Below are 21,784 nucleotides of genomic sequence, written 5' to 3' on the forward strand. Positions count from 1 at the left end.
GCAAGAGGAGGCGGACTCGGGAAGCCACGGCGATGATGACGGCGTACTCGTCGAGGACGCCGTGATCCGACTCCTCGACGCCTTGAGGAGGAGGAACGCATGAGGTCGAGGACGACCCCGAGGCCACCGGGCCCACGGCCGGGTCGACGAGCGCTGCTGACCGGGATCCCACTGCTAGGCGCCGGGGCGCTCGCGCTCGGCGGCTGCACGCCGGACGACGCCGGCGCCGCCACCGACGTGGAGGAGATCCTGACGATCTCCCTGAACCAGACGGAGAGCCACCCCAGCTATATCGCGCTGACCTGGTTCGGCGAGCAGCTCGCCGAGGCGACCGACGGCCGCTGGGGTGCGCGCGTCTACGCCAACGAGGCGCTCGGCGCGCAGCAGGAGGTCGTCCAGCTCGTCTCCGACGGCAGCGTGGACATGGCCGTGATCTCCGCACCGCAGGTCGAGAACCTCTCGATGGCCTTCCGGCCGCTGAACCTGCCCGGCGCCTTCGTGGACATCGAGCACCAGACGGCCGTGCTGAAGGACGACTCGATCGTGGGGGAGCTGTTCAGCTCCCTCGAGGACGAGCGGCGCCTGCGCGTGCTGGGCGGCTTCACCCAGGGCTCCCGCCACGTCTACACTGACCGCGGCCCGATCGAGAGCCCCGAGGACCTCCGCGGCCTGAAGATCCGCGTCCAGGAGTCCGACGTGTTCATGGAGCTGACCCGCGCGCTCGGCGCCTCGCCCACCCCGATGGCCTACGGCGAGGTGTACACCGCGCTGCAGGCCGGGGTGCTCAACGGCGCCGAGAACAACGAGGTCAGCTACGTGACCCAGCGCCACTACGAGATCGCCCCGTTCTTCACGCTCACCAACCACCTCGTGGGGCTGGACTACGTGATGGCGAACGTGGACCGGATCGCGCAGATGGAGGAGGCCGACCAGGAGGCCTTCAGCACGACGTTCACCGCTGCGCAGGAGGAGTTCGTGCGCCTGTGGGCGCAGGAGACCGACTCCAGCACCGAGGCGATGAAGGACGCGGGAGTGGAGATCACCGAGCCCGACCCCGAGGCGTTCACCCCGGCGATCGAGGAGGTGGGGCGCTCCTTCCTGGACAGCCCCGAGGACGAGGACCTGTACGAGCGCGTGCGCGCGCTCGCCGACGACATGGGGGTTCAGCGATGACCGCGCCGCGCAGGAGGATCGTCCAGGGCCTGACCTGGATCAGCATCGCGCTGTTCGTGGTGCTCGTGCTGGTGGTGATGTGGCAGGTGTTCACGCGCCAGGTGCTGGCCTCGCCCAGCGGCTGGACCACCACCGTCTCCCAGTACCTGTTCATCTGGCTGGTGCTCTTCTCCGTCGCGATGGTGTTCGGGGAGCGGGGCCACGTGGCGGTGGACTTCTTCGCCCGCCTGCTGCCGCGCCCCGCGCAGCGGGGCACGTCCGTGCTCGTCGAGGTCTCGATCCTCGCCTTCGCGCTGCTGGGCCTGGTCTGGGGCGGGATCCGCGGCATGGCGATCTCCTGGGACCAGGCGATCCCGGGCCTGCCGGTGAGCGTGGGGCAGATGTACCTGGCCCTTCCGATCGCGGGAGTGCTGATCGCGCTGTTCGCGGCCGAGGATCTCGTGCGCGCCGTGCGCGGCGAGGACCTGCTCGGCGGCGACGACGCCCAGTCGGAGGCCGCGCTCGAGGCGGCGTCCGTCGGCGCGGAGGGGACCGAGCACGCCGAGGCGGTCACCCCGGCCTCTCCCGCCTCCCCCACGTCGCCGACCGAGCAGAAGGGGGCCTGAGCCATGGATCCCGCAACCCTCGCAGGAATCATCCTCGTCGCCGGCGTCGTCGTGCTGATCGGCGTCGGCGCCCCGATCGCGATCGCGATCGGACTTCCCTCGATCGTGGCCCTCGCGGCCGTGGTCGGGACCGAGCAGGCCGTGTTCGTCGCCTCCCAGCGCATGTTCACCGGCGCGAGCTCCTTCACGCTGCTGGCGATCCCGTTCTTCGTACTCGCCGGATCGCTCATGAACACCGGCGGCATCGCTGAACGGCTGATCGACGCGGCCAAGGTCCTCGTGGGTCGGATGCCCGGCTCCCTCGCCCAGACCAACGTCGTCGCCAACGCTCTGTTCGGGTCGGTCTCGGGTGCGGCGGTCGCGTCGGCCGCGGCGATGGGCTCGACCCTCGGGCCGCGCATGAAGCGCGAGGGCTATGACACCTCGGTCTCCGCGGCCGTGAACGCCGCTTCCGCGCCCGCAGGCATGATGATCCCGCCCTCGAACACGCTGATCGTGTACTCGCTGGTCTCCTCGACCTCCGTGGCCACGCTGTTCGTCGCCGGCTACGGGCCGGGCATCGTGTGGGTGCTCGCGTGTCTCGTCGTCGTCGCGATCATCTCCCGCACCCGCCCGGGCATGCGGGCCCGCGGAGAGCGGGTGCCGCTCGGCCTCGCGGTGACCACGCTGCTGAAGGCGGTCCCGGCGATCCTGATGATCGTGATCGTGATCGGGGGCCTGCTGGCCGGGTTCTTCACCGCGACCGAGTCCGCGGTGATCGCGGTGGCCTACTCCTTCGTGCTCGGTCTGGTCTACCGCCAGCTCACGCTTCGGAACCTGCCCACGGTGATCGCGGGCGCCGCCCGCACCACGGCGGTCGTGATGCTCCTGGTCGCGGTGTCCTCGGCGCTGAGCTGGGTGCTCTCCTACGCGATGATCCCGCAGTCGATCTCCTCGGCTCTGCTGGGTCTGGCGGACTCCAAGACGGTCATCCTGCTGCTGATGATGCTGATCCTGCTGATCGTGGGCGCCTTCATGGACCCCACCCCGGCGATCCTCATCTTCACGCCGATCTTCCTGCCGATCGCGATGGAGCTCGGGGTGGACCCGATCCACTTCGGCCTGATGATCACCTTCAACCTCTCGCTCGGCACGATCACCCCGCCGGTGGGGAACATCCTGTTCATCGCCGCGAAGGTGGGCAACGTGCGGGTCGAGCCGGTGATCCGGCAGATGCTGCCCTTCTTCGGCGCGCTGCTGATCGGGCTGCTGCTGGTGGTGTTCGTCCCGCAGATCACGATGGCGCTGCCCGATCTGCTGGGCATGAGCGGCGCGGCGGAGTAACCGCCCCGCCACCCCTCCGTGCTGGTCCGCACATGGTCAGCTGAGGGCGCAGGGCGTCCCACTACGGTGTATATGCCGTAGTGGGACGCCCTGCGCCAGTACCTGACCATCAGCAGGGGCAGGGGCGACGCCTCACGCCGACGCGGTCAGAGGAACGGGTTCCAGAACCGGCCGTCGTTCACGCCCAGCAGCACGAGCGGCACCGCGACGAGCAGCACGGCGAGACTGATCAGCACGAGATCGGGCAGCCGCAGCGGCGTGCGCACCAGCCAGGTGCGGCGCCTGCCGCGCCCGAAGCCGCGCAGCTCCATCGCCGCCGAGACCGCCTCGATCCGGTCGAAGGTCCCCAGCAGCAGCGGCAGGAGCACGGAGGCGAGGTTCCGCACCCGGGTACGTAGCCCGGCGGCGCGGGAGGTGTCCAGACCGCGGGCCTGCTGCGCCTGGGAGATGGTGCGGAACTCGCGCTGCACGTCCGGGATGTAGCGCAGGGCGAGCGAGACCGCGTACGCGATCCGGTAGGGCACCCCGATCCTGGCCAGGGAGGAGGCGAACTCCGGCGGGCGCGTGGTCGCCACGAACAGCAGCACCGAGGGCAGCACCGCCACGTACTTCAGCGTCACCGCGCTCTGGTAGAACAGCTGCTCGGCGGTGACGTCCCAGCGCCACGGCCCCTCCAGGAGCACGTGCCGGGTGCCGAACAGCTCGGTGCCGTAGCCGGGGGCGAACAGGAAGATCCCGATGTTGTTCAGCGTCGCGAAGATCGCCACCAGCCACAGCACGACGGCGAGGTCCCGCACCCGCACCCGCGACATCCCCCACAGCACCAGGGAGCCGAGCGAGACCGCCGCCAGATAGCGCACGTCGAAGCCGATCATCGCCCCGATCACCACGCCGAGGGCGAGGGCGAGCTTGGAGACGCCGGAGAGGCGGTGCAGGGGGCCGGTGCGGTCCACGTAGCCGAGCACGGGGGAGGTCATCGCGCCTCCTCGCGTTCGTGCCGGTCCGCGGCGATGACGCGGCGCACCAGGCGGGCGGGGTCCGGCACGCCGCAGCGTCGGGCGAGGTCGTACAGGCCGGTGGTCACGAGATCCGCGCGGGCGGAGAGCTCCGGATCGGTGAGCACCGCGGCGGGATGGTCGTCGGCCAGCAGATGCCCGCCGGACAGGACGAGCACCCGCCGGGTGTGCTCGAGCGCGAGGTGCATGTCGTGGGTGATGAGCACGACGGTGGTCCCGGCGCGGTGCACGCCGCGCAGGAACTCCATGAACTCGCTGTAGTGGGCGTGGTCCTGGCCGGCGGTCGGCTCGTCCAGCAGCAGCACCTCGGGCTCGAGGGCGAGCACGGCGGCGATGCTGACCCGTTTGCGCTGGCCGTGGCTGAGGGCGCTGAGCGGCCAGGAGCGGAAGGGCCGCAGCCCGCACACCGCGAGCACCTCCTCGCTGCGGCGCGCGATCTCCTCGTCCGGCAGGGAGCGGGCTCGCAGCCCCAGCGCGATCTCGTCGAGCACACGGGGCTGGGAGAGCATCTGCCCGGGCTCCTGGAGCACGAAGCCGATCCGCTCCCCGCGCTCGGCGAGGCTCCACCCCGTCGCGTCGGCCCCGCCGATCCGCACCCGACCCGCGGTCGCGGTCTCGAACCCGCACAGCACCCGGGCGAGGGTGGACTTCCCGGCCCCGTTGGAGCCGAGCACGCCGAGCATCTCCCCGCAGCGGATGCGTGCGTCGATCCCGTCCAGCGCCACGGTGGTGCGCTCGGGGCCGACGGGGATCTCGACCCGCACCCCCTCCAGCTCGAGCGCCGGATCGCCGTCGTCGGACAGCTCGGACGCGGGGTCGGGCGCGTCCTCGGTCCAGGCGCGGACCGCCTCGATCTGGGCCGGGGTGAGGTCGATGTCCGCGGCGCGGGAGGGGCGCTGGTCCGCGGTGACGGGGGCGCCGGCGCGGCGCAGCGCGGTCACGTGCAGGGGAGGGCGGATCCCGTGGGCCTCGAGCCGTCCCGAGGCGAGGACCTCCCCGGGCGGGGCGTCGGCCACGATCCGCCCCTCGGACAGCAGCACGATCCGGTCCACGTCCCGGTGCAGGACGTCCTCGAGCCGATGCTCGACGATCACGATCGTGGTGCCCTGCTCGCGGTGCAGGTCGTCCAGCAGCTCGACGGTCGCACGGCCGGCGGCGGGGTCGAGGTTCGCCAGCGGCTCGTCCAGCAGCAGCACATCCACCTCGTCGACCAGCACCCCGGCGATGGCGACGCGCTGCTTCTGCCCGCCGGAGAGATCGTGCGGGGAGTCGCCCAGGCGGTCCTCGATACCGGTCAGGCGCGCCGCGCGGGCGATCCGCTCGGGCATCTCCTCCGTCGGGACCTGCTGGTTCTCGAGACTGAAGGCGATGTCCTCGGCGACGCTGAGGCCCACGAATTGGTTGTTGCTGTCCTGCAGCACGGTGCCGACCACCCGCGCGGTCTCCACCAGCGGCGCCTCGGCGGGATCGTGCCCGGCCACGCGCACGGACCCGGTGATGGTGCCGCGGTGATGGTGGGGGATCATCCCGTTCAGCACGCGCAGCAGCGTGGACTTCCCGGAGCCGGAGGCGCCGACGATCGCGACCTTCTCGCCGCGGCGGACGGCCAGGTCGATGTCGCGCAGGGTCGGCTCCGCCTGTGCGCGGTACTGGAAGGAGCAGCCGCGCAGCTCGATCAGCGGCTGCTCCCCGGTGCCGGCGGCGGTGCTCACCTCTCGCGGCTCAGCGACCCGGTCCGGGTGCGGGTGCGGGCGTAGAGGGAGAGGATGATCAGGCCCAGCACGGCGGCGGTCACCGAGTTCGCCGCGAAGGCGAGGGCGCCCTGAGTCCACACCTTGTTCGCGGGCTCGGAGTAGATCAGCACGTCGCCGAGCGGGGCGACGACCAGCCAGGCCAGCGCGTTCGCGATCACCACCGCGGCGGTGAAGCGCAGTGCGAGCGCCCGGTCGAAGACGCCGTCCTCGATCGCGGTGCGCAGGAGCAGCAGGCCCACGACCAGCCCGAACACGCCGGAGCTGATCTCCCAGGACAGCCAGATGCCGAAGCCCGTCGCGTCGATGAGGATGTGCCCGATGAGGCCTGCGAGCGCGCCGACCAGCGGGCCGTAGAGCACGGCGAACACGGCGAGGACCGCGTACTGGATGGAGATCGTGGTGTTCGGGATCGGTGTGGGGATCGCGACGAAGCGGCCGAGCACGAAGAACAGGGCGGCGCCGATGCCGATCGCGACGACCTGGGTGACGGGGGAGCGGGAGACGGTCATGAGGAGGTCCTTCCGGGACAGGGGAGGGGAGGGCGTCAGCGCACGGGCTCGAGGGTCACGTGCCAGGACGCGCCGGTGCCGAGGGAGAAGGCGCGGGCGTAGTGGCCGCGGTTGATGGCGATCGCCATCCGGTCCAGCGAGTTCACGTACAGCAGCGATTCGCCGATCTCGACGGCGGCGAAGCTGCGGGCATAGGTGAGCTGGGCGGCGTGCACGACCGTGTCGTGGTGCAGCACCCGCACCATCACCTGATCGCCGTCGGCGACGCCGAGCTCGCCGAACAGGGGACGGGGGATCGAGGTCCACAGCGAGCCGTAGCGCACGTCGAGGGTGTCGATGATGCCGTGGACCGTGCCGTCGGCGATCCCGGGGGCGGTCAGCGGCAGGCGCACCATGTCCTCGAGCGGCAGCTCCCGCCCGACCTCCTCGAAGGAGGCGACGCCCGCGGCGAGCCGCGCGCCGGTGAAGGCGTAGATGTCCCGGCCGTGGAAGGTGCAGGACTCCTCGGAGCCGGGGCGGCGGTGTCGGGTCTCGTCGATCTCCCGCAGCGCCGTGATGCCGAAGATGTCCTCGATATGGGTGAGGGTGCCGTTGTCGGGGGTGACCACGTAGTGCCCGGTCGTGGTGCGCGCGACGACCGAGAGCCGGTCGGAGCCGACGCCCGGATCGACCACGGAGACGAACACGGTCCCCTCGGGCCAGTAGGACAGCACCTGCGCGAGGCGGTAGGAGCCCTCCCAGATGTCGTAGGGCGGGATGTTGTGGGTGACGTCGTGGATCCGCAGGGCCGGGTCGACGCCGACGGCGACGCCGTACATCGCGCTGACGGCGCCGTCGTCGAGACCGAAGTCCGACTGCAGCACGAGGGAGCTCATGGGGCCAGTATGCGTCGGCGGGCCCCGTCCCCGCCGGTTCCGCCGTCACGCACCGTCATGCGTGGGCGAGGATGGTGGGATGGCATCCACCGCAGCGCAGCCGCCCGCCTTCGCCGTCCTCACCCAGAACATCCGCTATCACGACGAGTCGACCCTGCCCGGGCAGGCCGATCACTGGCCCGAGCGGGCACCGGTGCTCGCCCAGCTGCTCGGCGAGGCCGAGGCGGACGTGGTGGGGCTGCAGGAGGTGCTCGCCTCGCAGATCCCGGTGATCGACGAGGCACTCGGCGCCACCCACCTGCGGCTCGGGATCGGCCGGGAGGGCGGCGGCCGCGGCGAGCACAACCTCCTGCTGCTGCGCCGGGACCGGTTCGAGCTGCTGGACTGGGACCAGCTGTGGCTCTCCGAGGAGCCGGACCGGATCGGCTCGCTGGGCTGGGACGCGCACTGCCCGCGGATCGCCGTGTGGGCGCGGGTGCGGGACCGACGCACCGACCAGGATCTCGTTCTCGCGGTGACCCACCTCGACCACGCCGGGGAGGCCGCCCGCGAGCAGGGCGCGGCGCTGCTGGCCGGGCGGCTGCTCGCCGAGGCGGGAGAGTCCCCGATCGTGCTGATGGGCGACTTCAACGCCGCCGGCGGGGAGAGCACGCCGTGGCGGGTGCTGCGCGATGCCGACTTCGAGGACGCCCATGACGTCGCCGCCGAGCACGTCGGCGAGGACATCGGCACCTTCCCCGACTACGGCACTCCGGAGGCGGGCGGGATGCGGATCGACTGGATCCTCGCCCGCGGCCTCGCCGTCGAGCAGTACGCGGCCCGCGTGCCGCTGCGGGACGGTCGTGCGGCCAGCGACCACGCGACCGTCACCGCTCGGCTGCGGCGGGCGCGGGGCTGAGGGGCCGACGGGGTCCGTCGCGGACCCGAGAGCTGAGGGCGCCTCGCCGCTCACATGTCGACGGCGGAGGTGACGAGGATGCCGCTGTCCTCGCAGAGCGCGGCGATCTCGATCAGGTCACCGGCGACGGTGATGTCCCCGCCGTCGCCCCGGGCGAGGGCCGGCAGCACGGAGACCCATCCGCCCTCGCACGCGGCGAGCTCCTCCTCGAGCGACGGGACGAGGAGCGCGAGGACCTCGGCCTCGTCCACCGGCTCCAGCGTGCCGCCGCCGGAGTCCGGGGCTCCGCCGGCGTCGGAGGCCCCGGCGGAGGCGCTCGCGGTCACCAGCTCACGGGCGTCCTCGGGAGCGAGCTCGAGGACCGCCTGCCACCAGTAGTCGTCGGGCGCGGGGAGCGGGATCCTCTCGTCGGGGTCGGTGAAGCGCCCCTCGGCGAGCGAGACCCGTGCGGGCTCGCCGAGCGCGGGGAAGTGCTCGTCGACGAGCTCGGCGGACTGCAGGAGGACGCCGGGCCGGTAGTAGCGCCGGGCATCCTCGTCGTGCACCCATCCGGGCTCTCCGCGCCCGCCCCCGCCGAGCAGCCCGCAGCCCGTCAGCGCGGCGCTCGTCAGCACGACCGCCGCGAGGACTCCTGCTCGTCGTCCGATGTCCCCCATGGCAACCCCCTCCCGTTCCCCGAGTCCCTGTCTACCAGGTGGGGGCGGGAGCGTGCCGCCCGAGGCGCGGCGCGTGGTCGGAGCGCGGGACAGGATCCAGGCGCGGCGCGCGGCTCAGAGCCCCCAGGCCTCGGCCAGCAGCTCGATCCCGCGGATCCGATGGTCGGGGTCGAAGTAGTTCGCGGTGACGATGAGCTCGTCGGCCTCGGTGGCCGCGACGATCTCCTCGAGCTGAGAGACGACGGTCGCGGGGGAGCCGACGGCGCGGATCGAGAGGGTCTGCTCGACCTGCTGCATGACGTGCTCGGGATAGCGTCCCTCGAGGTCCCGCGGCGGCTGCGTCTTCATCCGCTGCCCGGTGACGATCCCCAGGAACTGCTGCAGGTTGGTGGTGAACAGGCGCTCGGCCTCCTCGTCGGTCGGTGCGACCACGACGTTCACCCCCACCATGGTGTGCGGCGCCTCGATCTGCGCGGCAGGGCTCTGGGTCGCGTCGAAGCTCTCCCGATACACCTGCAGCGCCTGCAGGTACTGGAAGGGCGCGAAGTGGGAGGCGACGGAGAAGGGCATCCCCAGCTGGGCGGCCAGCCGTGCCCCGTTGGCGGTCGAGCCCAGGATCCACATCGGCACCTCGGTGCCCTCGGCGACCGCCGCGCGGATCGGCAGCTGCCCGCTCGGCTCCGCGTGGGACCAGTCCCGCATCTGCTCGACCGCGGCGATGAACGCGCCCGGCTCCGCGGAGGTGCGGGCCAGCAGCTGCGCCGTGTACTGGTCGGTGCCGGGCGCCCGGCCGAGCCCCAGGTCGATCCGGTCGCCGTGGAACCGCACGAGGGTGCCGAACTGCTCGATGACCGCGAGCGGGGAGTGGTTGGGAAGCATGATCCCGCCGGAGCCGACGCGGATCCGCTCGGTGAGCGAGGCGGCGCGGTCGATCAGCAGGCTGGTCGCGCTCGAGGCGAGGGACTCGGTGTTGTGATGCTCCGCGTACCAGTAGCGGTGGTAGCCGGCGCGGTCCGCGGTCCGCGCCGCGCGCATCGAGATCTCGATCCCTTCGCGGGCGTCCTGCCCCTCGCTGAGGGGGACCAGGTCCAGGATCGACAGGGGGACGTGCGGAGTGCTCATGGCGCGAGCCTAGTGATGCGGACCGACCGGTGGTCCTTCGGGAGAGCAGGGGAAGGATCACCCGCTCAGGGCCGGATTCCCGGGAAGATCCGACAGGTCCCGGGCGTTGCGGCAGGGATGAGGTTCTCCCTGCTCGATCGCTCCCGCACCCGTACCGGCCGTCCGGAGCAGGCGGCGCTGACGGACAGCATCGAGCGCGCCGTGGCGGCCGAGCAGCTCGGCTATCACCGTTTCTGGGCGGCCGAGCACCACACCGTGCCGGGTATCGCCAGCGGCGCACCGGCGGTGCTGCTCGCCGCGATCAGCCAGCGCACCGCCCGGATCCGCCTGGGCTCCGGGGGAGTGATGCTGCCGAACCACCGCCCCCTCGTCGTCACCGAGCAGTTCCTCATGCTCGCCGCGCTCGCCCCGGGACGCGTGGACCTCGGCCTCGGCCGCTCCCTGGGCTTCACCGCTCCGGTGCGGGAGGCGCTGGGCAGGACGGAGGCCACGCCCGCGCAGTTCGCGCAGGAGGCGCGCGAGCTGCGCGGGTATCTCGAGGGGACCGCCGCGCTCACCGCCCGGCCTGCTCTCGACGAGGCACCGCCGCTGTTCCTGCTCGCGACCGGCTCCGGCCTCGACACCGCCGCGCAGCTCGGGCTGCCCGTCGTGCTCGGCGGCCCGGTCCTCGACTCCGCGGACCTCCCCGAGCGCCTGGCCGGCTACCGCCGGGCCTTCCGCCCGCACCGGGGCAGCGCTCCGGCCGTGATCCTCTCCGCCGACGTGCTCGTCGCCGACACCGACGCCGAGGCGCGGCAGCTCGCCCTGTCCGAGGTCTGGGCGATGGTCAGATCACGGGAGACCGGCGCGTTCCCGCCGCTCGAGGATCCGGCGCGGATCCGGGAGCGGGAGCTCACCGCGCGCGAGCGGTCACGCCTCGAGCGGGGGCTCGAGACGACCTGGGCGGGCAGCGAACGCACCGTCGCCGCCCGCATCGAGCAGGCCGCGGAGCGCACCGGCGCCGAGGAGCTGGTGGTCAGCGGCTGCACCTTCGACCGCACGGCGCTCGCCGACTCCGACCGCCGCGTCGCGGCGCTGCTGGGGTAGCCGGGACGGCCGCCTCGCCCTGCTCGAGCGAGTCACCAGCGGGGCGCTCCATACCCGGGAGCCGCCGGGCGCTGCGCGTTCTGCTGGGCGAAGGCCGCACCGTACTGCGCATAGGCGTGGGCATGCTGTGCGTGCTGCGCCCGGACCCGCTCGTTGTGGCCGGACGCGGCCAGGCAGCCCCAGATCATCGACGTGATCCAGATCGGAAGACCCACCAGCGGCGCCAGGAGTGCGAGGAACGAGCCGAATCCGAAGGTCGCCAGCGTGATCAGAGCGATGGCGAGTCCGGTGAGCAACGAGACGACCAGGGTGATCCCGAGCAGGACCAGAGCCCCGGTGACGGTCGAGTAGAGCATGCCGAGCGGACCGAAGAAGAAGGTGAGCACGAAGGCGACGCCCACGCTCTTCTCGGGCAGCGGGGGCATCGGCATCGGCGCGGCGAAGGGGCCCGTGGGCTGCGGGGCTGCGACCGTGACAGGGTGCTGGGGCACACCTGGTGACAGGGGGCCGAGGGCGGAGGAGCCGCGGACGTCCCCGCCCCGTGGGTCATGGCTGAGAGCGGTGTGATCGACGATCCCGTTCTCGACGATCTCCCCGGGGATCACATGACCCTTTCCCTGCGAGTATCCCTGTCGATCTGATGGTCCCCGAGACATACTTCCCCCTGAGTGCTCGTCGCCGCGTGTCGTCAGGTCCCCGGACGTCGCCGCCGACAGCTCCATCGTAGAGGAAGCATGTGACGTGCCGACGGGGGCAGTCCATGAATGCCCGTGGGCGCTGTACCGAAGGGAGCGTGCTGATGCCCACCGTGATCACCAGCGAGGAACTTCACCGCGATGCCTCGGCGACGCTGCAGGCCGCAGAAACCTCCCCGGTCATCATCACCGAGGACGGTCGGCGTACCCATGTCCTGCTGACGGCCGAGGAGTACGACCGGCTCGCCCGCGCACACGAGCTCCTGGGCGACAAGCTCTGGAGGCGGGGGACGGAGGACGAGGACCTCGAGCTCCCTCAGCGCGTTCTCGAGGAGCCGCGCGAGCTCGGCCGATGACATACCGGCCGAACCGCGACGCACTCGCAGCGGTGCCAGTGCGGGAAGCGGCGCGCAGCCAGCATGCGGCCGTCACCGGCCTCCAGCTCACAGCACCTTGCGGAAGCAGACGCTGATCCCGTCGGCCGGATCGTAGGGCGCGAACACGTCGATCCGTGTCCAGCCCTCGCGCTCGTACAGCGCGATCGCCTCGGGCTGGCGGTTCCCGGTCTGGAGGAACAGCTCGCTCGCCCCGCGCTCGCGGGCCGCGTCCTCGAGCCGTGCCAGGACCCTGCTCGCCAGCCCCAGCCGGCGATGGTCCGCGTCGACGACCAGGCGCTTGACCTCCCAGCGGTCCGGCAGACGACGCAGGGTGCCGGTCGCGGCGGGCGAACCGTCCACGAGCGCGAGCACCACCACGGCCACGTCCTCGCTGCTCGGCGGGGCCGGGCGAGGGGAGTCGCGGCGCAGGGCCGCGTAGCGGGGCGAGAGCTCGACGTCCATCGCCGCCCGCAGCGCTGCGCCACGCGGATCGGACCAGTCGGTGTCGGCCCAGGTCAGGATCCTCCCGCCCGGCAGGACGGCGAGGTTCGCGGCGAGGGCGGTCATGCGCTCGCCCCCACGCCCTCGCGCGCCGGGATCGAGGAGATCAGGGCGCGGGTGTACTCCTCGCGCGGAACGGCGAAGACCTCCTCGACGCTCCCGGACTCGACCACCTCGCCGCGCCGGAGCACGGTGAGCGTGTCCGCGAACTGCCGCACCACGCCGAGATCGTGCGAGATGAACAGGTAGGTCAGGCCCAGGTCGCGCTGCAGGGTGGCGAGCACCTCGAGGATCCCCGCCTGCACGGTGACGTCCAGCGCGCTGGTGGGCTCGTCGAGCACCAGCACGTCGGGCTGCAGCGCGAGGGCCCGCGCGATCGCGACCCGCTGGCGCTGACCGCCGGAGAGCGCCCCCGGGCGCCTGTCGCGCAGCCGTTCCGGCAGGCGCACCGCCTCGAGCGCCCACGCCGCGCGCTCCTCGCGTGCGGCCCGGTCGCCCACCCGGTACAGGTCCAGCGGCTCCCGCACGATCCGGCCGACGGTGAAGCGCGGATCCAGGGACGTGAACGGGTTCTGATGGACGATCTGCAGATGGCGGCGCAGCTCGCGCAGCGCCCTCGGATCCGACGGATCGACCTCGACCCCGCCGACGTCCAGGGTTCCCGCGTCCATCGTCTCCAGGCCCAGCAGGGCCCGTGCGGCCGTGGACTTCCCGGAGCCGGACTCGCCGACCAGGGCGTGGGTGCGGCCGCGCGGGATCGTGAAGGACACGTCCGCGAGCGCACGGACCTCGCGCTCCCGCGTGCGGAAGGTGCGGGAGATACCCCGCACGTCGACCTGCAGATCGGCGCCCGCCGCCGGATGGCGCTCGTCGCGCTCGGCGCGCAGGCCCGCGAAGCGGTCCGGGTTCAGACCGGGTACGTCCGCCTGCAGCGCCCGGGTGTAGGGAGAGCGGGGCGCGGTGAAGACGGAGTCGGTGGGACCGGCCTCCTGGATCGAGCCGTCCTGCAGCACCACCACCTCGTCGGCGCGGGCGGCGGCGACGGCGAGGTCGTGGGTGATCAGCAGGACGCCGATCCCCAGCTCGCGGCGCAGCTCGTCGAGCAGGTCCAGGATCTGCTCCTGCACGGTCACGTCGAGGGCCGAGGTCGGCTCGTCCGCGACCAGCAGGCGCGGCCCGGGCAGGATCGCGAGCGCGATGAGCACCCGCTGCAGCTGCCCGCCGGAGAGCTGGTGGGGGAAGGAGTCCGCGATGCGCTGCGGCTCGGGCAGGCCCACCCGCTCGAGCGCCGAGACGACGAGCGCCTCGCGCTGCGCACGGCTGCGCGTCCCGGGGACCAGCGCCGCGGCCTCGAGGGCCTGCGCCCCGATCGAGCGCACGGGGTTCAGGGACGAGCCCGGGTCCTGCGGCACGAAGCCCAGCACCCGTCCGCGCAGCGGCAGGAACTCCCTCTCGCGCAGGCCGGTGATCTCCCGGCCCCGCACCGTGATGGAGCCGTCCACGCGGGCTCGTCGGGACCCCAGCAGGCGCAGCACGGCGCGGGCGATCGTGGACTTCCCGGAGCCGGACTCGCCGATCAGCGCGAGCGCCCTGCCCTCGCCCACGGCGAAGGAGACCCCGCGGACCACCTCGGCGGGGCCGTAGGAGACGTGCAGGTCCTCGACCTGCAGCAGCGCGGAGCTCGGGTTCATCGGTTCCTCCCCTGGTCCAGGTGACGGCTGAGACGGCTCACGGACAGCACCACCACGGCGATGACCAGGCCCGGGGCGAGCACGAGCCACGGGGCGTGCAGGAGGTGCTCGCGGCCGTCGGAGACGAGCAGACCCCAGTCGGAGGCCGGGGGCGGATCCCCGTAGCCGAGGAAGGCGAGGCCCGCGATGACGAGGATCGCGATGCCGAACTGCAGCACCGCGAGCGAGAGCACGGGCCGCAGCGCATTGGGCAGCACGTGCCGCAGCAGCACATAGGTCGAGGAGCCGCCGCTGATGCGCGCCGCCTCGATGAACACGCTGGTGCGCACCCGCAGTACCTCGGAGCGCATGAGCCGGGCGAAGACCGCGACGGCGGAGACGCCGGTGGCGATCGCGGCGTTGCGGGTGTCGTACCCCAGCGCCGTCACCACCACCACGGCCAGCAGGAAGCCGGGGATCGCCAGCAGCACGTCGACCACGCGACCGATCACCGCATCGACCCAGCCGCCCAGGTAGCCGCCCACCAGTCCGAGCGCGCCGCCCACCGCCACGCCGATGGCCACCGCGATCAGGGCGCTGGTCATCGAGGAGGCGGAGCCGTGGACGATCCGGGTGAGCAGGTCCCGGCCCAGATGGTCGGTGCCGAGCCAGTGCTGCGCTCCCGGGGCGATGAACTTGTCGTCCGGGACGCCGACGGCGGGGTCGTGGCCCGTGAACAGGCCGGGCGCGATCGACCAGGCGAGCACCAGGAGGATCACGGCGGCCGAGAGCAGCACCGTCGCGGGCGGCCGGGCCCCTGCGGCGGTCCGGGGCTGGGCGCCGGCGCGCAGGCCGGGGGTGAGGACAGCGGTGCTCATCGGGACTCCTTCCCGACCCGCAGGCGCGGGTCCAGCAGCGGGTAGAGCAGATCGATCACGAGGTTCACCATCACGAACACGGTGGCGGAGAGGACCACCGCGGCCAGCAGCACCGGGACGTCCTGAGAGCTCACGGCCTTCTGGACGACGGTCCCGACGCCCGCCCGGCCGAAGATCGTCTCCGTGATCAGCGAGCCGCCGAGCACCTCCCCGAGCACCAGGCCCACCACCGTGACCGTGGGCAGCAGGGACGGGCGCAGCAGATGCCGCAGCACCACCTGGACGGGCGGGAGGCCGCGGGAGAGCGCCACCTCCGCGTAGTCCTGGCCGGAGGACTCGTCGAGCGCCGTGATGAACACCTGGGCGATCTGTGCGGAGACCGGGATCGCGAGGGTCAGCGCCGCGACCAGCGTCGAGCGCGCGCTCTCGGGCTCCACCAGGCTGAACAGCCCCAGGTTCACCGCCAGCACCTGGATCAGCACCAGGCCGATGAGGAAGTTCGGGGTGGACAGGAAGGCGGCGGGCAGCGAGCGCACCAGCGAGTTCAGCGGGCCCTCCGGCAGCAGCCGGGAGAGCAGCCCCAGCACCGCGGCCAGGAGGATCGCGAGCGCCAGCGCGGTGACGGCGAGGGCCAGGGTCGAGGGGATCGCCTCGCCGATCATCGCCGCGACGGGCTGGGAGGTGGACATCGAGGTCCCCAGCTCGCCGCGCAGCGCGTTGCCGAGGGAGACCAGCAGCTGCACCAGCACCGGCCGGTCGAGGCCGTGGAAGGCGCGGATCTGCGCCTTCTCCTCCTCGGAGTAGCCGTTCTGGGGGTTGTCCAGCTGCGCGGAGATCGGGTCGCCGGGGATCGCGGCGAGGACCAGGAACACGAGCACGTAGGCCAGGGCGATCACCACCAGCGCCTGGCCGGTGCGGCGCAGCGCGAAGGAGCCGTAGCGGCGCGCCGTGCGTGCGGCGGCGGACGTCCCGGCCGGCGAGGATCCGGCGGTCGTCTCCGTGGCGGCGGCGCTCATGCCTCCTCCTTGGTGGCGGCGTGGTACGAGGGGATCGCGACCGCGTTGAAGGTGATGCCGCTCAGCTGCGGGGACTGCACGTAGATGCGCTGCACGTTCTGCTCGAGCGGGATGAAGTAGGCCTGCTCGAGCACGTGGCGGGACAGCTCCTCGACCACGCCGGCGCGCTCCTCGCGAGAGGCGGCGCCGGCGACCTCGTCCCGCAGCCGCACCAGCTCCGCATCGGAGGAGCCGGTCTGGAACCAGTCCTCGCCCTCGTCGGTGATGACCCCGGCGACCGTGCCCACGTCCACGAAGCTGCGGGTCACCTCCTGCACGCCCTGCGTCGGGTCGTTGGTGACCCGTTCGGTGTAGGTGGGGATGTCGAGCTTCTGGGTGCGCACGCGGATGCCGAGCCGGCCCAGGTGCTGGCTGATCAGCTCCGCCTCGGGCACCGAGCCGGTGAGATACGGGGTGGGGTAGATCGTGAATCCGAGCTCCACGCCGTCCTTCGCGCGGAAGCCCTCCGCGGTGCGCTCGGTCCATCCGGCCTCGTCCAGCAGCTGCGTGGCGAGCTCCGGATCGTAGGCGAACAGCTCGGTGAGGTCGGTCGTCTCCGGCACCCCGGCCTGCAGCCAGCTGGTCGCCGGCTCCCAGGCGTCGGTGAACACGGTGCGCAGGATCTCCGCACGGTCGATGCCGCGGGTGACCGCCTGACGCACGCGCACGTCGTCGAAGGGGGCGACCTGCGTGCGCAGGCTGTAGCCGTGCACGAAGCCGAGATACCGCGGCACCTCGATCGTGAAGCCGGCCTCGGTGAAGGAGTCCAGCACCTGCGGGTTCACGTTGTAGGCGAGGTCGGTCTGACCCGCGCGCGCCGCCGAGGCGCGCAGGGTGTCGTCCGGCAGCACGGTGAAGGTGATCGCGGAGAGCCTCGCCGGGCCCGTCGCGCCGAGCACCTCCGGCGCCCAGTCGTAGTCCTCGCGGCGCACCAGGCGCACCCGCTGCCGCGGCTCCCAGCTCTCGAGCACGAAGGGGCCCGATCCGATCTGGTGCGCGAGGTCCGCCTGCTCCTCGAGGGAGAGCGCGAGGGAGGAGGGCGCCATCAGCTGGCAGCCGTGATAGCCGAGGGTGGGCAGGAAGGACAGCGTCGGCGCGGTGAAGGTGACCCGCACGGTCAGGGGATCCAGCGCCTCGGCGCCCTCGTAGGTGCCGCCGGGGAACAGGCCCACCCTCGCCAGCCCCTCCTCGGGCCGGCCGACGGCCCAGGCCTCGAGGTTCGCGAGCACCGCGGCGGCGTCCAGCGGCGTGCCGTCGGAGAAGGTCACGCCGCCCCGCAGGTGGAGCACGTACTCGGTCGCGTCCTCGTTCTGCTCCCAGTGCGTGGCGATCCAGGGGGAGACGGTGCCCTCGGCGTCGGTGTGGACGAGCTTGTCGGTCAGCTGCTGCCACACGTTCGCCTCGTAGCTGGAGATCGCGCTCTGGGAGGGGACCCAGCCGCCGTCGAGGTTCGAGATGAGGAAGCTCAGCTCGAGGTCGTCCTCGGGGCTCGCGGGACCGCCGTCGGCGCGGGCGCCGTCGAGCGCGCAGCCTGCCAGCGGCAGCGCCGCCAGGCCCAGCGCGCCCGCGCTGATCCCCTGCAGCAGCCGCCGACGGCTCGGTGCGGCCGTACTCGCGGGGCCGACGGCCGCCTGCGCATCGGGGCGCGGGGTCATCGGCGGGCCTCCGGGGCGGTGAGCGCGGCGATCAGCCGCTCGGCGCCGACGGCGAGCGCCTCCTCGTCGAGGTGGCTGAATCCCAGGCGCAGCCGTCCGTGGTCCTCCTCGGAGTCCGCGAGGAAGAAGTACCGTCCCAGCACCGCGTCGGTGCCGAAGCGCTCCCGGGCCAGGCGCTGCGCCGCGGCGAGGTCGATCCCCTCGTCCAGGACCTGGGCCCACAGGAAGATCCCGCCGGTGCGCTGCGCGGCCCGCACCCCGCCGGGCACGCCCTCGTCGAGCAGGCGCAGCAGCAGGTCGGCGCGGCGGGCGTAGAGGGTGCGGGCGCGGTCCGCGATGGCGTCGAGCCCGCCGTCCAGCGGGGCGTGGTCCCCGGCGCCGACGACGCGGGCGACGGTCTCCTGGACCAGCACCGAGGAGTGCTGGTCCTGGTTCGCGCGCAGGCGGGTGACGGGGCCGACGAGCCAGCTGGGCAGCACCAGGTAGCCCAGGCGCAGACCCGGTCCGAGGATCTTCGAGAAGGTGCGCACCCGCGCGACCAGCTCGGACTGCGTCGAGTAGTCCTCCGGCACCTGGACGCCGGGGAAGGCGAGACCGGCGTAGGCGTTGTCGGAGACGATCACGAAGCCGTAGTGCTCGGCGAGGGCGAGGAGCCGCTCCCGCTGGAAGGCCGGGGTGACGACCCCGGTGGGGTTGTGGAAGTCCGGGACCGTGTACAGCAGCTTCGGCCGCGCCCCGGCCTCGAGACGGTCCTCGAGGGAGTCGAGGTCCAGGCCCTCCGCGGTGAGCGGCAGGGGCAGCACCTCCACCTCGTGATGCTGCAGGTCGCGGAAGATCAGCGGATAGGTCGGATCCTCCACCACGATCCGGTCGCCGCGATCCAGGAGCGCGTCGAACAGGAGGGAGAGCCCGTGGAAGGCGCCGTTGGTCAGCAGGACGCGGGAGGCGTCCACGCCCTCGCGGCGTGCGACCCACTCGCGCAGCGGGGCGACGCCGCCCGGGGTGCTGTACTGCAGGGCGCCGACGAGCGCGGCGGGGTCGCCGGTGAGATCCGCGGCGGCGCGGTGCAGCGCCTCGAGCGGCAGCGCGTCGGCGCTCGGCGCGCCGCCGAGCAGGGGCACGGCTCCGGGCAGGGCAGCGGCGGTGGAGCGGCCGAAGCCGCGCGAGAGGTCCTCCCGGGCTCCCAGGCGGGAGAGCAGCCCCGCGGAGAGGCTCTCGGGCGTGAGGAGGGCGGGGTCGAGGGCGGTCGTGCTCATCACAGGGCCTTCCCGGGGTTGAGGAGGTGCTGGGGGTCGAAGGCGGTCTTGAGCCGCTGCTGGAGTTCGCGTGAGGCGGGGGAGAGCTCGAGGTCGAGCCAGGCGTGCTTGGCGGTGCCGATGCCGTGCTCGCCGCTGATGGTGCCGCCGAGGTCGAGCGCGGCGCGGACCAGCTCGTCGGCCGCGGCGAGCAGCGGGGCGGGCAGGGGCCCGGCGGCATCCCCGTCGGTGCCGGGCAGGGCGAGGGAGGGGTGGAGGTTTCCGTCCCCGGCGTGGGCGATCGCGGAGGCCTCCACGCCGTGGCGGCGGCCGATCTCGGGCAGGAGCGCGAAGATCTCGCCGAGGCGGGACTTCGGCACCGCGATGTCCTCGCCGAGGCGGTGACCGCCTGCGCCGGAGCCGCGTCCCGAACGGCGCAGCTCCCACAGGTGCTCGGCCTCGGCCTCGTCCTCGATCGCGCGCACGGTGCCGCCCGCCGCGGTGAGCACGGCGGTGAGATCGGCGAGCTGCTCCTCGATGCCGTAGCCGTCGAGCTCGATCAGCAGCACGGTGCTCTCGCCCTCGGCGAGGGCGGAGCCGGCGTGCGCGTCGATGTCGGCGAGGGTGGGGCCGTCGAGCAGCTCGGTCGCGGCGGGGCGCACGGGGCTGCGGGAGATCGCGCCCACGCCCGCGGCCGCGGCGGCGGTCCCGGGGAAGCGCGCGAGCACGGTGCGCCGCGCGACGGGCAGGGGCCGGATCCGCACGGTCACGGCGGTGATCACGGCGAGGGTCCCCTCGGAGCCGATCAGCAGCTGGGTGAGGTCGAGCCCGGTGACGCCCTTGATCGAGCGGTGGCCGGTGCGCAGCAGCGTGCCGTCGGCGAGCACGGCCTCGAGGCCGAGCACGGACTCGCGGGTCACGCCGTACTTCGCGCAGTGCAGACCGCCCGCATTGGTCGCGACGTTCCCGCCGATGGTGGAGAGTCGGGCGCTGGCCGGATCGGGGGCGTGGAAGAAGCCGTGGGGAGCGAGGGCCGCGGAGAGATCGGCGGTGATCACGCCGGCCTCGACCACGGCGACCTCGTCGAGCACGTCGATCTCGCGGATGCGGGTGAGTCGCTCGAGCCCCAGCACGATCGCGCCGTGGGTCGGGGCGGCGCCGCCGGAGAGCCCGGAGCCGGCGCCGCGCGGCACCACGGGGGTGCCGGTCTCGTGCGCCAGGCGCAGCACGGCCTGCACCCCGGCGGTGTCCTCCGGCAGGACCAGGAGGAAGGAGGTGCCGTCGGCGGCCCGGACGGCGACGTCCCCGGTGTAGCGCGGCGCGGGGTCCGCGATCACGGCCTCCTCGCCGAGCGCGGCGCGCAGGTGCTCCGCGAGCTCGGCGAGGAGGGCGTCGGGGCGGGCGGTGGCGGTGGTCGTCACGGATCGATCTCCAGGGGACGCGGGCGTGGGGTCGTGGCCCAGAGTGCGCCCCACCGTGACATAAGCGCAAGTGCTGGCCGTCATAAGCCGTCATGCGGTGCTGGTCGGCCACTCGCCCGCGGGGCCCGGTGTCAGCTCCCGGCGTCGTCGCACGCCTCCGGTGGGCGCAGCCCGGTCTTCTCCTCCCCATGGATCGGCACGTGCGCCTCCGGGATGTCCTCGTAGCTCGCGGGGTCCGAGATCGGCTCGAGATGGGTGAGCACGTGCAGGGTCGGCATCGCCTCCATGAGCTCGTGCTCGAGCCCGTCGATGTAGTCGTGGCCGCGTTTGACCGTCCAGTCGTCGGGCACCAGCACGTGGACGTTCATGTACTTCTCCTGGCCCGCCTCGCGGGTCTGCAGGCCGTGGAAGGTGACCGTCCCGTCCATCCGGCGTCGCAGGATCTCCGTGATCACCTCGTGCTCCTCGTCCGGCAGCGCCTTGTCCAGCAGGCCGGAGACCGACTCCGTGATCAGCCCGATGCCGGTGACGATGATGTTCACGCCGACCGCGAAGGCCACCAGCGCGTCCAGCCGCTCCCAGCCGGTGAGTGCGACCAGCCCAACGCCGATGAGCACGCCGGCGCTGGTGATCACGTCGGTCATGAGGTGCTTGCCGTCGGCGCGCAGGGTGATCGAGCCGTGGGTCCGGCCCGCGCGCAGCAGCACGAGCGCGACGGCGCCGTTGATCAGCGAGGCGACCACGGAGATCGCCAGTCCCCAGCCCAGGTTCTCGAGCGGGCGGGGATTGAGGAAACGCTCCACCGCGGTGACGAGAATGACCCCTGCGGCGGCGAAGATCATCACGCCCTCGACCGCGGCGGAGAAGTACTCCGCCTTCGCGCGGCCGTAGAGGAAGCGCTCGGTCGCCGGTCGGATGGCGACCCGCAGCGCGATCAGCGCGACCACGGCGGCCACCAGGTTCACCACGGACTCGGCGGCGTCGGAGAGCAGGCCCACCGAGCCGGTCAACGCCCAGGCGCCGGCCTTGAGGGTGATCGTGGTGATCGCGGCGGCGATCGAGAGCCAGGCGAATCTCGTCAGGTCCACCTTCCGGCGGGCGGGGCGGGCGGCGTTCTCGCTGCGGGTCACAGGTGGTCCTTGCGGGGCGGGTCGGGGGCGAGCTGCGGCTCGGTCGTCGGCGCGGCCCGGCCGGTCGGTGCGCACTGCGGGGTCGCCGGGGCCGGTGGTCATGGCCGCCATCCTCCCGACGTTTCGTCAGTCACGCAACTGATGAAGTGA

At 72.8% G+C, this 21,784-nt stretch carries 21 protein-coding genes; 6 read left to right on the forward strand and 15 right to left on the reverse strand.

All coding sequences use genetic code 11. The features are described from left to right. Positions 1-99: 99 nt before the first annotated feature. Genes D1648_RS04655 through D1648_RS04665 form a run of 3 tightly spaced genes read left to right on the forward strand, consistent with a single transcriptional unit; the run spans position 100 to position 3,101 of the window. A complete protein-coding gene (locus tag D1648_RS04655) occupies positions 100-1,173 on the forward strand; it encodes a TRAP transporter substrate-binding protein (protein ID WP_122939640.1) in 1,074 nt (357 codons plus the stop codon). Further along, entirely contained in the window at positions 1,170-1,778 is a 609-nt protein-coding gene (locus D1648_RS04660; RefSeq protein WP_122939641.1) for a TRAP transporter small permease, read from the forward strand. The genes D1648_RS04655 and D1648_RS04660 overlap by 4 nt, the downstream gene beginning before the upstream one ends. A 3-nt stretch (positions 1,779-1,781) precedes the next feature. Beyond that, complete coding sequence (locus tag D1648_RS04665; protein WP_122939642.1) at positions 1,782-3,101, forward strand: TRAP transporter large permease; 1,320 nt, start codon at positions 1,782-1,784, stop codon at positions 3,099-3,101. A gap of 146 nt (positions 3,102-3,247) precedes the next feature. Here D1648_RS04665 and D1648_RS04670 read toward each other — a convergent pair whose 3' ends face one another. The 4 genes from D1648_RS04670 to D1648_RS04685 are packed head-to-tail and all read right to left on the reverse strand — an operon-like array spanning position 3,248 to position 7,255. Further along, positions 3,248-4,078: an energy-coupling factor transporter transmembrane protein EcfT gene (locus D1648_RS04670; RefSeq protein WP_122939643.1), complete on the reverse strand. Its 831-nt coding sequence runs from the start codon at positions 4,076-4,078 to the stop codon at positions 3,248-3,250. Next, entirely contained in the window at positions 4,075-5,829 is a 1,755-nt protein-coding gene (locus D1648_RS04675; RefSeq protein ID WP_122939644.1) for a DUF3744 domain-containing protein, read from the reverse strand. The genes D1648_RS04670 and D1648_RS04675 overlap by 4 nt, the downstream gene beginning before the upstream one ends. Next, a complete protein-coding gene (locus tag D1648_RS04680; protein WP_122939645.1) occupies positions 5,826-6,380 on the reverse strand; it encodes an ECF-type riboflavin transporter substrate-binding protein in 555 nt (184 codons plus the stop codon). Before D1648_RS04680 ends, D1648_RS04675 begins: the two co-directional genes overlap by 4 nt. A gap of 35 nt (positions 6,381-6,415) precedes the next feature. After that, positions 6,416-7,255 (reverse strand): S-adenosyl-l-methionine hydroxide adenosyltransferase family protein, encoded by an 840-nt coding sequence (locus tag D1648_RS04685; protein WP_122939646.1) that lies wholly within the window; start codon positions 7,253-7,255, stop codon positions 6,416-6,418. A gap of 79 nt (positions 7,256-7,334) precedes the next feature. Between D1648_RS04685 and D1648_RS04690 the strand changes: the two genes are divergently transcribed. Further along, the gene (locus D1648_RS04690) at positions 7,335-8,153 is read left to right on the forward strand and encodes an endonuclease/exonuclease/phosphatase family protein (RefSeq protein ID WP_122939647.1); all 819 of its coding nucleotides are present in this window, start codon (positions 7,335-7,337) and stop codon (positions 8,151-8,153) included. Between the two features lie 50 nt (positions 8,154-8,203). On the opposite strand, the gene D1648_RS04695 is transcribed toward D1648_RS04690, so the two are convergent. Further along, positions 8,204-8,809, reverse strand: a complete 606-nt coding sequence (locus D1648_RS04695) for a hypothetical protein (protein WP_122939648.1) — start codon at positions 8,807-8,809, stop codon at positions 8,204-8,206. Between the two features lie 114 nt (positions 8,810-8,923). Beyond that, entirely contained in the window at positions 8,924-9,931 is a 1,008-nt protein-coding gene (locus tag D1648_RS04700) for an LLM class flavin-dependent oxidoreductase (RefSeq protein WP_122939649.1), read from the reverse strand. Between the two features lie 117 nt (positions 9,932-10,048). On the opposite strand from D1648_RS04700, the gene D1648_RS04705 reads away from it, so the two are divergent. After that, entirely contained in the window at positions 10,049-11,017 is a 969-nt protein-coding gene (locus D1648_RS04705; RefSeq protein ID WP_122939650.1) for an MsnO8 family LLM class oxidoreductase, read from the forward strand. 32 nt (positions 11,018-11,049) lie between these two features. Here the strand turns inward: D1648_RS04705 and D1648_RS18015 are convergent, their stop codons facing one another. Then, positions 11,050-11,622 (reverse strand): hypothetical protein, encoded by a 573-nt coding sequence (locus D1648_RS18015; protein WP_206424773.1) that lies wholly within the window; start codon positions 11,620-11,622, stop codon positions 11,050-11,052. A 194-nt stretch (positions 11,623-11,816) separates the two neighbouring features. On the opposite strand from D1648_RS18015, the gene D1648_RS04715 reads away from it, so the two are divergent. Further along, the gene (locus tag D1648_RS04715; RefSeq protein ID WP_122939651.1) at positions 11,817-12,068 is read left to right on the forward strand and encodes a type II toxin-antitoxin system prevent-host-death family antitoxin; all 252 of its coding nucleotides are present in this window, start codon (positions 11,817-11,819) and stop codon (positions 12,066-12,068) included. A gap of 87 nt (positions 12,069-12,155) precedes the next feature. On the opposite strand, the gene D1648_RS04720 is transcribed toward D1648_RS04715, so the two are convergent. The 8 genes from D1648_RS04720 to D1648_RS04755 form a co-directional block, all read right to left on the reverse strand. Continuing rightward, positions 12,156-12,656 (reverse strand): GNAT family N-acetyltransferase, encoded by a 501-nt coding sequence (locus tag D1648_RS04720; RefSeq protein WP_122939652.1) that lies wholly within the window; start codon positions 12,654-12,656, stop codon positions 12,156-12,158. Continuing rightward, positions 12,653-14,281: an ABC transporter ATP-binding protein gene (locus tag D1648_RS04725; RefSeq protein WP_122939653.1), complete on the reverse strand. Its 1,629-nt coding sequence runs from the start codon at positions 14,279-14,281 to the stop codon at positions 12,653-12,655. The genes D1648_RS04720 and D1648_RS04725 overlap by 4 nt, the downstream gene beginning before the upstream one ends. Beyond that, entirely contained in the window at positions 14,278-15,138 is an 861-nt protein-coding gene (locus tag D1648_RS04730; protein ID WP_122939654.1) for an ABC transporter permease, read from the reverse strand. Before D1648_RS04730 ends, D1648_RS04725 begins: the two co-directional genes overlap by 4 nt. Beyond that, on the reverse strand, positions 15,135-16,154 hold the full coding sequence (locus D1648_RS04735; RefSeq protein ID WP_122939655.1) for an ABC transporter permease: 1,020 nt from the start codon (positions 16,152-16,154) through the stop codon (positions 15,135-15,137). The genes D1648_RS04730 and D1648_RS04735 overlap by 4 nt, the downstream gene beginning before the upstream one ends. Further along, positions 16,151-17,848, reverse strand: a complete 1,698-nt coding sequence (locus D1648_RS04740) for an ABC transporter substrate-binding protein (protein ID WP_122939656.1) — start codon at positions 17,846-17,848, stop codon at positions 16,151-16,153. The genes D1648_RS04735 and D1648_RS04740 overlap by 4 nt, the downstream gene beginning before the upstream one ends. After that, positions 17,845-19,104: a PLP-dependent aminotransferase family protein gene (locus D1648_RS04745; protein WP_122939657.1), complete on the reverse strand. Its 1,260-nt coding sequence runs from the start codon at positions 19,102-19,104 to the stop codon at positions 17,845-17,847. The genes D1648_RS04740 and D1648_RS04745 overlap by 4 nt, the downstream gene beginning before the upstream one ends. After that, the gene (locus tag D1648_RS04750) at positions 19,104-20,504 is read right to left on the reverse strand and encodes an FAD-binding oxidoreductase (RefSeq protein WP_206424774.1); all 1,401 of its coding nucleotides are present in this window, start codon (positions 20,502-20,504) and stop codon (positions 19,104-19,106) included. Before D1648_RS04750 ends, D1648_RS04745 begins: the two co-directional genes overlap by 1 nt. Before the next feature lie 131 nt (positions 20,505-20,635). Next, positions 20,636-21,736, reverse strand: a complete 1,101-nt coding sequence (locus D1648_RS04755) for a cation diffusion facilitator family transporter (protein WP_370239780.1) — start codon at positions 21,734-21,736, stop codon at positions 20,636-20,638. Positions 21,737-21,784 lie beyond the last annotated feature (48 nt).

Origin of the sequence: Brachybacterium sp. EE-P12 (assembly GCF_003711805.1) — a bacterium.
Classification (GTDB): Bacteria; Actinomycetota; Actinomycetes; order Actinomycetales; family Dermabacteraceae; genus Brachybacterium.